This window comes from Pseudorhodobacter wandonensis, assembly GCF_001202035.1.
GTDB lineage: Bacteria > Pseudomonadota > Alphaproteobacteria > Rhodobacterales > Rhodobacteraceae > Pseudorhodobacter > Pseudorhodobacter wandonensis.
In genome coordinates, this window is sequence record NZ_LGHT01000031.1 from 277,187 (window position 1) to 290,446 (window position 13,260).

Consider the following 13,260-nt stretch of genomic DNA (forward strand, 5'->3'; position numbering starts at 1 on the left):
GTCACATGCCCGGATTTCGGGGCTTTACACGCTGATTTGGTCGGGAGGAGGCGGGTTTGGCACGGCCAGATAGGCGCTGGCAGGAATGGCTATCAATCCGCGCAGCCCGAGAATCGTGCGTATTGGCGCGGGAAGATCGGCAATGGCTTGGGCGACAGTATCAAACAAAACCTTGGTCAGACCATGCTGGGCGGTGATCAAGGGCAGGCCCGGGCTGGGTGGCGTGCGGGCGATCACTTTCAGCTTTTGCGCATTTTCATCAAGCCGCATCAGATGCCGCCATGTGACAGCATCAACCGCGCCAATATCGGCCCGCCCATCGGCCACTGCACGAACTGTCAGGCGGTGCCCTTGGGTTACCAATCCTGCCGGCAGGTGCAGCCCCAGTTCCGCGGCATAGGTCTGTGGCGCGGCCCAACCGGATTGCGACATCGGGTCGTTATAGGCCAAAGCCACACCATCAAACGCGGCTAATTCGCTGCGCGGGTCATCCTTGCGGGCGACAAAATAGCTGCAATACTGGCCGGGCGGGCAGTCCGGTACGCCATAATCAGGCGTACCAACCAGCGCGACAATAGGGTTAAGTTGCGCGCGAAACGGATAGCCGCAGGTCTGCGACAACAGCATATCGGGCGCGCGCCAAATTGCCATCAGATCTGGTCCGCGTGTCAAGCTGTCCGGGGCGGCGTGCCCCTGATGGCGCAGACCATCGCGTATCAACCGCCAAAGCGCGTCATTCGCTATGACCAAATCGCCAAAATCATACATCTGCAAAGATGCGGTTGGGGCGGCAAACGTGGTCGAAGTCACAGTTTTGATGCCTTTTGCCGTGCGAGTGCCGATTCTTGATCTGTCAGACCCAAAAGATTGGCGACAAGCCGCATAAGCTGGTCTTCGCCCGCATCACGGTTGTCGTCAACAAGCGCAACCGACCACATCGCCTGCAATAGCCCTGCGCGATCTTCCAGTGCCGTTGCGTCCTTGATCGCGCGGGTAAAGCGTACGGTGTCGGGGGCTTCCTGTTCCAGGGATTCAGCCTGTGCGCGCATTTTCGCTGCAGCCCAAGGTGTCAGATTGTGACGTGATGCCAATATGTTATCGATACGCGCCATTTCAACTTGGGCATAGTCACCATCGGCACGGGCCAGCCGCACAAGCAATGCGGCCAGTGCCAGATCGGCATCCGGTTCGGGCAGGCGGTCAGGGGTCGGGGCCGTCAGGCGGCGCAGCAATGCATCAAACATAGAGCCCATATAAGGGGGATTGGTTGCGGTGCCAATTGGCCGAAATGCAAAGCTTTGGAATTTGGCATCAAAATCTGCAATTCGAGGAATGATTCACGATCCATTAACTTTAGTTGGCGACAAAGATTACAGGACCAATCGAAGGCTGCCCCAATGGATTCGGATCTTTTTGCCCATAAACATGGTGCCCCTGCCGATCTTTCGGCCGATCAAAGGCTGGATTGGCTGCGTCTTATCCGGTCACGGCGGGTGGGGGCCGTGACCTTTCACCGGCTTTTGGCCGAGCATGGCAGCGCAGCGGCCGCCTTGGCCGCGCTGCCACGTATTGCTGCCGAGGCAGGTGTGAAAGACTATTCTGTTTGTCACCAAGATGTTGCTTTGCATGAAATGTCATTGGCACGGGTGGCGGATGCGCGGATGGTTTGCTGGGGCGAGGCGACCTATCCCGAAGCGCTGTATGATCTGACCGACGCGCCCCCAGTGCTGTGGACCATGGGTGATCTCACACTTTTGAACCGGCCTGCCGTGGCGATGGTTGGTGCGCGTAATGCCTCTAGTCTTGGGTTGCGGATGGCGACGCGATTGGCCGAAACCTTGGGGGAACGGGGCTTTGTGGTGGTGTCGGGCTTGGCGCGCGGCATTGATGCCGCAGCACATAAGGCGGCGCTGGCGCTGGGTACCATTGCTGTTCAGGCGGGTGGGGTTGACGTGATATACCCCGACGAAAACACAAGCCTTGCGCAAGACATTGCCGCCAAGGGTTGCCGGATATCCGAACAGCCGATGGGCATGGCCCCACAAGCGCGGCATTTTCCGATGCGCAACCGATTGGTTTCGGGCCTGTCGCGGGCAGTGGTGGTGGTTGAGGCTGCAGCACGGTCGGGCAGCTTGATCACCGCCCGCAACGCGCTTGACCAAGGGCGTGAGGTGCTGGCCGTGCCGGGCCACCCCTTTGATGCGCGTGCATCGGGGTGCAATATGCTGATCCGCGATGGCGCAACCTTGGTGCGCAATTCATCCGACGTGATTGAGGCGATCGGCACCGGCATGCCTGACAAGCGCCACGAAGTGCCCGTTCGCCCACTGCCGCAGGCTGCGCCGCCTTTGCCCGGCCCCGTGCCCGAACGCCGACCATTGGCCGAAATAGCCAGCCTCCACAGCCAGATCCTCGCCCGTCTTGGCCCAAGCCCGCTGGCCGAGGACCAGCTTGTTCGCGATTTGGCAATGCCCACAGCCCGCATCGCGCCCGAGCTGTTGATGCTGGAACTGGAAGGCAAAGTGCTGCGTCAGGCCGGTGGATTGCTGTCGCGGCGCGACTGATTGCATAGGGCTTTGCACGCATGCCAAGGGAGCCAAGGCAGGTTTTGCCACGACACAACGCCGTGAAACATTGGTTGATCTGCGTTTCTGCACTTGCAGTATAAGTTCAAAAAGGCAATCAGGTCAGCGGTTTTGGGACGTTGGCAGTGCTCCATTGACATTGCCTGCCATTCGCCCACATCTTGCCCTGCCCCTGTCGGGTCCGTTTGAACAAGAGGTTATTATGGCTGTTGTCGTCGTCGAGTCCCCCGCTAAAGCCAAGACAATCAACAAATATCTCGGTTCCAACTATACGGTTCTGGCCTCATTCGGGCATGTGCGCGACTTGCCACCCAAAGACGGCTCGGTAGACCCCGAAGACGAATTTGCGATGAAATGGGAGGTGGCCTCTGACAGCAAAAAACATGTAAAGGCCATCGCGGATGCGCTGAAAAGCGATAACGAACTGATCCTCGCGACCGACCCTGACCGTGAGGGAGAGGCGATTTCCTGGCACCTGCAAGAGGCGCTTGCCAAGAGCATCAAGAAAGATACCAAGGTCAGCCGCGTCACCTTTAATGCCATTACCAAGGCCGCAGTTTCCGAGGCGATGAAAAACCCGCGCCAGATTGATGTGCCCTTGGTTGATGCCTATCTGGCGCGCCGTGCTTTGGACTATTTGGTGGGCTTTACGCTGTCGCCGGTTTTGTGGCGCAAACTGCCAGGGGCAAAATCGGCGGGGCGCGTGCAATCGGTTTGCTTGCGTCTGATTGTCGAGCGTGAAATGGAGATTGAAGCCTTTCGCGCGCGCGAGTTCTGGGGCGTGAATGCCCGGCTTCAAACGCCGCGCGGGCAGGAATATGACGCCCGTCTGACAGTTCTCGGCGGTAAGAAATTGGACAAATTCGACATTGCCAATGTCGAAGCGGCTGATCTGGCTGTTCAGGCGGTTACGTCCCGAAATTTGACGGTGCAGTCGGTTGAGGCAAAGCCCGCAGCACGCAACCCGTCTGCGCCCTTCATGACCTCGACTTTGCAACAAGAAGCAAGCCGCAAGTTTGGTATGGGGGCCAAGCAGACGATGGGCGCCGCGCAGCGCCTGTATGAGGCAGGCCACATCACCTATATGCGGACCGACGGTATTGATATGGCGCCCGAGGCGATTACAGCCGCACGGGCAGCCATCAAGTCGCGCTATGGTGATAAATATGTGCCCGAAACCCCGCGGGTTTACAAAAACAAAGCCAAGAACGCACAAGAGGCGCACGAATGTATCCGCCCCACCGATATGGACAAGGCGGCAGAAGACCTGCGCTTGGATGGTGAGCAGAAAAAGCTCTATGATCTGATTTGGAAGCGGACGATTGCCAGCCAAATGGCGGCAGCGCGGCTGGAGCGGACCACCGTAGATGTCGGCAGCAAGGATGGCCAAGTGGTGCTGCGTGCAACCGGGCAGGTGGTGCTGTTTGACGGTTTCCTTAAACTTTATGAAGAAGGCCGCGATGATGAGGATGGCGACGAAGGCCGTTTGCCACAGATCATGGAAGGTGAGGCTGCCGACTTTGTAAAAGGCGCCTTTGCCGAAGCCTTTGCCAAGGCAGCGGCTTCGGGCGATGACGTGATCGAAGCATCGGCCACGCGGGTGCCTTCGGCGGTAACGAATGCCGCGCAATCGGTGCTCGGCGCCCAGCATTTCACCCAGCCGCCGCCACGCTATACCGAGGCAACGCTGGTCAAGCGGATGGAAGAACTGGGGATCGGGCGGCCTTCGACCTACGCCTCTATTCTGACGACAATTGTTGACCGCGAATATGTGCGCAAAGATAAAAACCGTCTGTTCCCCGAAGATAAGGGGCGCTTGGTGACGGCGTTTTTGTCAAACTATTTCCGCAAATATGTCGAATATGATTTCACGGCCGATCTTGAAGGGCAGCTGGATGACGTGTCGGCAGGCGACCGCGATTATAAGGAAGTTCTGGCGCGGTTCTGGCGTGACTTTTCAGCCGCGATTGCCGAAACGGCAGATTTGCGGATTGGCGAGGTTCTGACCAAAATCGATGAATTCCTTGGTCCGCATTTGTACCCCGAGCGTGCTGACGGGTCTGACCCGCGGGCTTGTCCTGTCTGCGGTGACGGGCGGTTGCATCTGAAAACGGCGCGGTCGGGCGGGGCGTTTATCGGCTGCGGAAATTATCCGGAATGCCGGTATACGCGGCCGATTTCAGTGCCGGGTGGGGAGGAAGGCGCAGTTATCTCGCCCGATGGGTTGGTTTTGGGTGTGGATGAAGGCGAACAGATCAGCCTGCGGACCGGCCGTTTCGGCCCCTATGTTCAGCGTGGCGAGGCGAGCGAAGACGTGCCAAAACCGCCGCGGGCGAGCCTTCCGAAAGGCTGGTCGCCTGAGGCGATGGATTTGGAAAAGGCGCTGACCTTGCTGTCTTTGCCGCGCCAAATCGGGCCGCACCCCGAAGATGGCGAAATGGTCGAGGCGGCAATCGGGCGTTATGGCCCCTATGTGAAGCATAACAAAACCTATGCAAACCTGCCCGATGTCGAAGAGGTTTTCACGATCGGGATGAACCGCGCGGTTGAGGTTCTGGCCAATAAATACAGCAAGGCGCGGGTAGCGGCCGAGCCGATCAAGGATTTGGGCGAGCATCCCGATGGCGGGCCGATGACTGTGATGCCAGGGCGGTACGGGCCCTATATCAAGTGGGGCAAAATCAATGCGACCGTTCCGAAAGAGGTTGAGCCGGCTGATGTTTCAGTAGAGCAGGCTATTGAATTGTTGGCAGAGCGGGCGGCGAAAACGGGGGCAAAAAAGAAAGCTCCTGCCAAGAAAGCCGCCCCCAAGAAAGCGGCGGAAAAGAAGCCTGCTGCCAAGAAAGCTGCCCCGAAAACGGCCGCAAAAAAGGCGCCTGCAAAGAAGGCCCCAGCCAAGAAAGCGGCAAGCGGGGACGCGGCGTAAGGCGGTTCGTCCGCGTGCGAGCATTTCTGTAACTATCTGAAAGGGTTAGGTTTTATTGAAAAACTTAACCCTTTTTTAATGTTTTGTCCGCCCCTCATGCATCCTCTTGGGGCGATTGACCGCAGGCTGGGGCATGGCTGCGGAATATCCAAACCAAACCTGTAGGGATCTGGCTTTGGTGACGCGAGGTAGGCGACGGGCAGTCTTTTATTGATTGACGAGTCAATAAACTTCCCGCAAATTGCGACCTGCACTTAATTCAGGGAATCCCGCGATGCCCAAGCTGGGAATGGAACCAATTCGTAAGACAGCACTGGTCAAAGCGACGATCATGGAGATCGGGCGGGCCGGGTCTTTGGATGTAACGGTGGGGCAGATTGCCAAGCGGGCCGGCATGTCGACCGCGCTGGCGCATCACTATTTCGGCGGTAAAGAGCAGATATTTTTGGCGGCGATGCGCCATATTCTGACGCTCTACGGGGCCGAGGTTCGGGGCGCTATGGTTCTGGCCAAGACGCCCGAGGCGCGGTTGGAGGCGATTTTGCTGGCGTCATTCAGCCCTGCCAACTTTCGCCGCGAAGTGGTGAGCGCGTGGCTGAATTTTTATGTGCTGGCGCAAACCACACCCGGCGCGCGGCGTTTGCTGGCGGTCTATCAGCGGCGGTTGCAATCAAACCTTGTGGCGGCGCTGCGGCCTTTGGTGGGGGCGCGTGCGGTGGCGCTTGCTGATGCTGTGGGCGCGTTGATTGACGGGGTTTATTTGCGCGCGGCCCTGAGCGAGCGGCCGTCGGATGCCGAGGCCGCGGTGCAGCTGATCAGGGCCTATCTGGCCGCAGAAATACAAGAACGTAAGGAGTAAGCCGATGATTGCGCAGCCAAAAGCGAGCCATTTTGTAAATGGCGACTGGATGGAAGACAGCGCCGGGGCGCCAATTGAGGTGATCTATCCGGCCACGGGCGAGGTGATTGCGCGATTGCATGAGGCGACTGCGGCGGTGATCGACGCGGCGCTGGAGTCTGCCAAGGCGGCACAAAAGGAATGGGCGGCGCGCAAACCTGTCGAGCGCGGTCGGGTTTTGCGGCGGGCGGCGGATTTGATCCGCGCGCGTGGCGATGCGCTGGCGCGGCTGGAAACGCTGGACACCGGCAAGCCGATGCAGGAAACGCTGGTGGCCGATTGGCCCTCGGGCGCGGATGCGTTGGAGTATTTTGGCGGGCTTGTCGCAAGCGTGACAGGCGAGACGATTTCGTTGGGCGGCGATTTTGCCTATACCTTGCGTGAGGCGCTGGGCGTGTGCGTGGGCATTGGCGCGTGGAATTACCCAAGCCAGATCGCGTGTTGGAAGTCGGCACCGGCCTTGGCGATGGGCAATGCGATGGTGTTCAAGCCGTCCGAAGAGACACCTTTGGGCGCGCTGGAACTGGCGCAGATTTTCATCGAGGCGGGCCTGCCTGCAGGGTTGTTTAACGTGGTGCAAGGGCGTGGCGCGGTGGGCGCAGGGCTGGTGACCGACCCGCGCGTGGACAAAGTGTCGCTGACCGGTTCGGTGCCGACGGGGCGCAAGGTTTATGCCGCTGCAGCCGCAGGTGTGCGCCATGTGACAATGGAGCTGGGCGGCAAATCGCCGTTGATCATCTTTGATGATGCCGATCTGGACAGCGCTGTCGGGGCGGCGATGATGGCGAATTTTTATTCGGCAGGGCAGGTGTGCAGCAATGGCACGCGGGTGTTTGTGCAAAAGGGTATTCTGCCGGCGTTTCTGGCGGCTTTGGCCAAGCGCGCCGAAAAGATTGTCTTGGGCGACCCGATGGATATGGCCACGCAGATGGGGCCGTTGGTCAATGCCGCGCAGGTCGATAAGGTCATGGGCTATGTGAACGGTGCGCTGGCCGAAGGTGCGCGCTTGGTCACGGGTGGCAAGCGTGACGGCATGTTTGTGCAGCCCACGGTTTTTGCCGATGTGACGGACGATATGGTTCTGGCCTGTGAAGAGGTGTTTGGGCCGGTGATGGCCGTGCTTTCGTTTTCGGATGAAGAAGAGGTTGTAAGCCGCGCAAATGATACGGATTTCGGGCTGGCGGCAGGTGTGTTTACGGCCAACCTTGCGCGGGCGCACCGCGTCATTGCGGCGCTGCAGGCCGGTACTTGTTGGATCAACACCTATAATTTGACGCCGGTAGAAATGCCCTTTGGCGGGATGAAGCAGTCTGGCGTGGGCCGCGAAAACGGCAAGGCGGCGCTGGAATATTATAGCCAGACCAAGAGCGTATATGTCGGCATGGGGCCGGTCGATGCGCCGTATTGAGGCCGGAAATTGGGTGAGATGATGCAGGCGGAATATGTGATTGTTGGCGCGGGCTCGGCAGGGTGCGCGATGGCGTACCGGCTGGCCGAGGCGGGTGCCTCGGTTATTGTGATCGAGTTTGGCGGCAGTGATGTGGGGCCGTTTATCCAGATGCCGGCCGCGCTGTCCTATCCGATGAATATGGGGATTTATGACTGGGGGATGTCGTCAGAACCCGAGCCGCATTTGGGTGGGCGGTCGTTGGTTACGCCGCGCGGCAAGGTGATCGGCGGGTCAAGCAGCATCAACGGCATGGTCTATGTGCGCGGCCATGCGCGTGATTTCGACCATTGGGCCGAAGCAGGGGCCGAGGGCTGGGCCTATGCCGATGTGCTGCCCTATTTCCGGCGGATGGAGCATTGGCACGGCGGCACGTCCGCGTATCGCGGCACAGACGGGCCTTTGCACATTACGCGCGGGCCCCGTGACAACCCCTTGTTCGACGCCTTTATTCAGGCGGGCGAACAGGCCGGCTATCCTGTGACGCCCGATTATAACGGTGCCGCGCAAGAAGGTTTTGGCCCGATGGAGGCCACGATTTACAAAGGGCAACGCTGGTCGGCGGCAAATGCCTATTTGAAGCCTGCGCTGAAGTCGGGGCGGGTAAAGGTGGTGCGCGGGCTGGCGCGCAAAGTAGTGATAGAAGACGGTCGCGCGGTGGGCGTAGAGGTTGCGCGCGGCGGCTCGGTTGAGGTGATCTCGGCTGGCAAAGAGGTGATTTTGGCGGCGAGCAGCCTGAATTCGCCGAAACTGTTGATGCTGTCGGGCATTGGCCCCGCCGCGCATCTGGCCGAACATGGGATTGAGGTGGTGGCTGACCGTCCGGGTGTGGGCAGCAATCTGCAGGACCATCTTGAGGTTTATATGCAGTTTGCAAGCAAACTGCCGATTACGCTGTATAAATACTGGAACCTGCTGGGCAAGGCGTTGATCGGGGCGCAGTGGTTGTTTACCCGCAAGGGGCTTGGGGCGTCGAACCAGTTTGAGGCTTGTGGCTTTATTCGCAGCAAGATCGGCGTGGAATACCCTGATATTCAATATCATTTCCTGCCGATTGCTGTGCGCTATGATGGTAAGGCCAGCGCTGAGGGGCATGGATTTCAGGTCCATACCGGCCCGATGCGCAGCCCGTCGCGGGGCACGGTGCGGCTGCGTTCGGCGGATCCGGCGGATAAGCCGGTTATCAAATTCAACTACATGTCCGAGGTGCAGGATTGGGAGGATTTCCGTGCCTGTATCCGCCTGACGCGCGAAGTGTTCGGGCAAGCCGCAATGCGACCCTTTGTAAAGCATGAGATCCAACCGGGGGCAGGCGTGCAAAGTGACGCCGAAATCGATGATTTCATCCGCGAACATGCCGAAAGCGCCTATCACCCCTGCGGCACGGCCAAGATGGGGCGGCGTGATGACCCGATGGCGGTGGTTGATTCCGAATGCCGTGTGATCGGCGTTGAAGGGTTGCGGCTGGCCGATAGTTCGATTTTTCCGCGTATTACCAACGGGAACCTGAACGGGCCGTCGATCATGGTGGGCGAAAAAGCGGCGGACCACATTTTGGGTCGCACGCCCCTTGCGCCTTTGAATCTTGGGCCAGAGATGAATGAAGATTGGCGCGACACGCAGCGCTAATATTTGATTAGGGTTAACCAAGGTTAACCAAAGGTTAACAAAATTCTTGATTTCCGCCCGATTTGGGCGGAAAACGAGGCCATGTTAACCTTTCGTTCTATCCTTGTTCTGTATCTTATGCTTGCGGGCCCGGTGGGTGCGCTAACGCTGTCCGGGCAAGCGCGGGTTGTGGATGGCGATACATTGATTTTGGCGGGCGAGCGCATTCGCCTGTTTGGTATTGACGCGCCAGAGCTGCGGCAACGCTGTGACAACTCGGGGCGCAATTGGGCGTGTGGGGCTTGGGCCGCAGAGGTGCTGACCAAGCTTACCGACCGAGGGGGGCTGAAATGTGAGGCGCTGGATCGTGACCGCTATGGCCGCACTGTGGCACGTTGCACGGTATCGGGGCGCGATATAGGTGGTGAAATGGTACGTGCGGGGGCGGCTGCGGCCTATGTTCAATACTCGGATGACTATGTAGCGGCTGAGGCCGCTGCCAAGGCCGAGGCGCGCGGAATATGGTCGGGGGCGGTGACGGCACCGGCCGAGTATCGCAAAATCGCGCGTCAGCAACCGGCGCCCAAAGGCTGTACGATCAAGGGCAATATTAATGCCAAGGGCAAACGGATTTACCACATGCCCGGCCAGCGCGATTACGCCGCAACGCAGATTTCCGAGGCCAAGGGCGAAGCGTTCTTTTGTTCCGAAGCGCAGGCGCGCGCCGCCGGGTTTCGGGCCGCAAAACGCTGATTCCGCAATATTTTATTGCAGGTTTGATCCCTGTCAAAGCGGTATCGAATGGCTGGGGATATGCTTTCTTTGACGCGAACAAAGAAGGAGAGACCCATGTCGCATACCCCCCATGAACTGGCCGAAGAATTCCCCGCTGAAGTTGAGAAAATGCACAAGCTGAAGCTGGAAAATGCGCATTTCGCCAAGCTTTTTGATGAATATCATGAGGTGAATCGCGCCGTGCATCGGGCCGAGGTTAGCGTTGAGCCCACGGATGATGCGCATGAAGGCGAGCTGCGCAAGCAACGGGCGCGGCTGAAAGATGAAATCTGGGCGCTGATTTCGGCGGCCTAAGGCAAGTCGGGGTCGATGCCATAGGGCACGACCCCGCGCGCATCGGGATTGACCGACAGGCGCTTTTCCAGTGGCGGTACCGAGCGCTGATGACAATCGGACCGCTCGCATATCCGACAGGAAATACCGATGGGTTCAAACCGGCCCTTCAGGTCAAGGCCGTCGGCATAGACCAATTGCTCGGCGTGGCCGATTTCACAGCCTAAACCAATGGCATAGCGCCGGACGGGCGCGCCAAATGCGCCCCCCGATTTTGACACATCACGCGCAAGGCAGACATAGCGCACGCCATCAGGCGTTTCTGCCAGTTGGCGCAGAAAGCGGCCCGGCGTTTCAAAGGCTTGGTGAACATTCCACAGCGGGCAGGCACCGCCGAACCGCGCGAATTGAAAGCGGGTGGCCGAATGGCGTTTCGTGACCGTGCCGGCCTGATCGACCCGCACAAAAAAGAACGGCACCCCTTTGGCGCCGGGGCGTTGCAATGTCGATAGCCTGTGGGCGACCTGCTCGATCGAGCTGTCAAAAAGATCGGACAGGCGTTCAAGGTCGTGGCGTTCCTGCCCAGCCGCGCGCAAAAACGCAGTGTAGGGCATGATCGCTGCGCCGGCAAAGTAATTGGCCAACCCGATTTTGGCGATGCTGCGGGCGGCGGGGCTTTGGAATTGGGCGAGGTCGAGCGTCGCCTCGAGCAAATCATTCTGGGTAAGTAGGGCCACTTGATGCAGCAGTTGAAAGCGCCGCGTGGCACCTGTTGCGCGGCTGGACAGGGCAAGCTGCTTGGCCTTGGGATCAAAGCGGCGCAATTCAGAAATGTTCGAAAGTGTCAAATCGATGTTCAGGCTTTCAAGCGTAGCGAGAGCCGTGTTTTCTATTGGTATATCAGGGCCTTTTAAGGTGGCGTAACGCTCGGCTGCCTTATCGACGGCATCGATGTAATTATCGCAATAGTGAAAGAAGTCGCGCACTTCCTCCCACGGCGAGGGGGCGCTGTCGGTGCGGCCCAATGCCTCATCCAACGAGGCGAGGCGTTCGTGGCTTTGGCGATAAGCGCGGTGCAGATCGAGAAAGGCGCGGGCCAGCCCTGGGGCATTCGAGGCAGCAAGCCGCAGATCGGACAGTGGCGGCGGCGCAGTGAAGACAGGATCGGCGAGCGCCTCGCGCATGTCGGTGACGATGCGCTCGCTGTCGCCGGTGGAAAGCTCGGTCACGTCTTGGCCGAACTCTTGCGCCAGTCCCAGCACCACGCTTGCCGAAATGGGCCGGTGGTTGTTTTCCATCTGGTTCAGATAGGGCAGGGAGACGCCAAGTTTCTGGGCAAAAATCTTTTGGGTCAGGCGCAGACGGCCGCGCAATTCACGCAGTTTCGCGCCGGCATAGAGTTTTTGGGTGGCCATTTCGCGCCCTCTGGTTTGCAAAGTTTAGCGTGGCTTTGCAAAGCGGCGGCGTCAAGACGATTTCAGCTGGCTTTCGCGGCGCAAGACCCAAATAATGCAGGCGATCGAGGCAACCGACGTAAGCAGCATCAGCAGAACCAAAGGCATCGGGCCGGTTTGCGGGCCAAGCACCACGCCTGCAAGCGCCGAGAGCAAAGCGCCAGTGCCGATCAGGAAGGCGCCACCCAGCCCCGCTGCCGAGCCTGCAAGGCTGGGGCGGACAGAGAGCATGCCTGCGTTGGCGCTGGGATTCAGAAGGCCGTTGCCCAGCCCGACAAAGACCATCAAGCCGAAAAACAGGTTGGGCCCTGCGGCGTTGATCAGAGTAAGCAGGGCGAGGGCAACCATCCCGCCGGTTGAGGTGAGGGCCCCCGCCAGAACCATGCGATTCACCCCGTAGCGCACCGAGTAGCGGCCCGAAAAGAAGTTTCCTGCCATATAGCCAAAGGCCGGCGCACCGAAATACAGCCCGAGTGTGGCCGCATCCATGTGGAAAAACGTTGTGCCGACATAGGGTGCCCCGCCGAGATAGGCGAAAAATGCACCAGAGGAAAAGCCTGCCGCCAGACAATAGCCCCAAAAGCGTTGTGACCGCAGCAAGGCCGGGTATTGGCGCATTTGGGCGGTAAAGCTGCTGGCGCGGGTGGTTGCGGTTTCGCCCATATCGAACCAGATCACGACAAAGGCGGTCGCGCCTGATAGCATCAGCATGATGAACGAGGCCTGCCAGCCGAACGCTTCATCCAGCAGGCCGCCGATGACCGGGGCGATCATTGGCACCACTGCCATGCCCATAGAGACATAGCCTATCATCGAGGCGGCTTGATCTTGGGGCACCATGTCACGAACGGCGGCACGCGACAGCACAAAGCCCGAGGCGATGACGGCCTGCACCAGACGGCAGGTAATAAACACGCCGTAATTTGGTGCGAGAAGCGCGCCTGCGCTGGCCAGTGTAAAAATTGCAGTGGCCGCAAGGATAACGGGGCGGCGGCCAAAACGGTCGGACACGGGGCCAACGAACAGTTGCAGCAGCGCAGTGGTGGCGAGGTAGAGCGACAAGGACAGCTGCATCACGGCGTAATCGACATCGAAATACAGGGCCATCGAGGGCAATGACGGCAAAAATACATTCAGCGACATCGCCGCGACGCCGGCCATGAACACGAGTGTTGTTATATGTGGTGCGGTGGTCCGGTCAAAATAGCGGACAGTCGGTGGTGTAATCATGTCAGGTGGCTACGCCCATCGCGGCGGGCTGTCTATTGCGGAAA

11 protein-coding genes are annotated in these 13,260 nt (G+C 59.3%); 7 read left to right on the forward strand and 4 right to left on the reverse strand.

Translation table 11 applies throughout. The features are described from left to right. Positions 1–24: 24 nt before the first annotated feature. Together AKU79_RS09965 and AKU79_RS09970 are read right to left on the reverse strand one after the other, a co-directional pair. The gene (locus AKU79_RS09965) at positions 25–810 is read right to left on the reverse strand and encodes a phosphate/phosphite/phosphonate ABC transporter substrate-binding protein (RefSeq protein WP_231580140.1); all 786 of its coding nucleotides are present in this window, start codon (positions 808–810) and stop codon (positions 25–27) included. Continuing rightward, a complete protein-coding gene (locus AKU79_RS09970; RefSeq protein ID WP_050523422.1) occupies positions 807–1,244 on the reverse strand; it encodes a tellurite resistance TerB family protein in 438 nt (145 codons plus the stop codon). The genes AKU79_RS09965 and AKU79_RS09970 overlap by 4 nt, the downstream gene beginning before the upstream one ends. 153 nt (positions 1,245–1,397) lie before the next feature. Between AKU79_RS09970 and dprA the strand changes: the two genes are divergently transcribed. The 7 genes from dprA to AKU79_RS10005 all read left to right on the forward strand — a co-directional run bounded on the left by dprA (position 1,398) and on the right by AKU79_RS10005 (position 10,553). Continuing rightward, positions 1,398–2,564: a DNA-processing protein DprA gene (dprA, locus tag AKU79_RS09975; RefSeq protein WP_050523423.1), complete on the forward strand. Its 1,167-nt coding sequence runs from the start codon at positions 1,398–1,400 to the stop codon at positions 2,562–2,564. A gap of 223 nt (positions 2,565–2,787) precedes the next feature. Then, entirely contained in the window at positions 2,788–5,511 is a 2,724-nt protein-coding gene (gene topA / locus AKU79_RS09980; RefSeq protein WP_050523517.1) for a type I DNA topoisomerase, read from the forward strand. 274 nt (positions 5,512–5,785) lie between these two features. Further along, entirely contained in the window at positions 5,786–6,370 is a 585-nt protein-coding gene (betI, locus tag AKU79_RS09985) for a transcriptional regulator BetI (RefSeq protein ID WP_156209633.1), read from the forward strand. A 4-nt stretch (positions 6,371–6,374) separates the two neighbouring features. Then, positions 6,375–7,817 (forward strand): betaine-aldehyde dehydrogenase, encoded by a 1,443-nt coding sequence (gene betB / locus AKU79_RS09990; RefSeq protein ID WP_050523424.1) that lies wholly within the window; start codon positions 6,375–6,377, stop codon positions 7,815–7,817. 21 nt (positions 7,818–7,838) lie between these two features. Then, positions 7,839–9,485 (forward strand): choline dehydrogenase, encoded by a 1,647-nt coding sequence (gene betA / locus AKU79_RS09995; protein ID WP_050523519.1) that lies wholly within the window; start codon positions 7,839–7,841, stop codon positions 9,483–9,485. A gap of 81 nt (positions 9,486–9,566) precedes the next feature. Next, positions 9,567–10,217: a thermonuclease family protein gene (locus AKU79_RS10000; RefSeq protein ID WP_050523425.1), complete on the forward strand. Its 651-nt coding sequence runs from the start codon at positions 9,567–9,569 to the stop codon at positions 10,215–10,217. Between the two features lie 96 nt (positions 10,218–10,313). Further along, entirely contained in the window at positions 10,314–10,553 is a 240-nt protein-coding gene (locus AKU79_RS10005; RefSeq protein WP_050523426.1) for a YdcH family protein, read from the forward strand. On the opposite strand, the gene AKU79_RS10010 is transcribed toward AKU79_RS10005, so the two are convergent. Both AKU79_RS10010 and AKU79_RS10015 read right to left on the reverse strand, forming a co-directional pair. Further along, on the reverse strand, positions 10,550–11,947 hold the full coding sequence (locus AKU79_RS10010) for a helix-turn-helix domain-containing protein (RefSeq protein ID WP_050523427.1): 1,398 nt from the start codon (positions 11,945–11,947) through the stop codon (positions 10,550–10,552). The genes AKU79_RS10005 and AKU79_RS10010 overlap by 4 nt on opposite strands. A gap of 51 nt (positions 11,948–11,998) precedes the next feature. Continuing rightward, the gene (locus AKU79_RS10015; RefSeq protein ID WP_050523428.1) at positions 11,999–13,216 is read right to left on the reverse strand and encodes a multidrug effflux MFS transporter; all 1,218 of its coding nucleotides are present in this window, start codon (positions 13,214–13,216) and stop codon (positions 11,999–12,001) included. Positions 13,217–13,260: the final 44 nt, after the last annotated feature.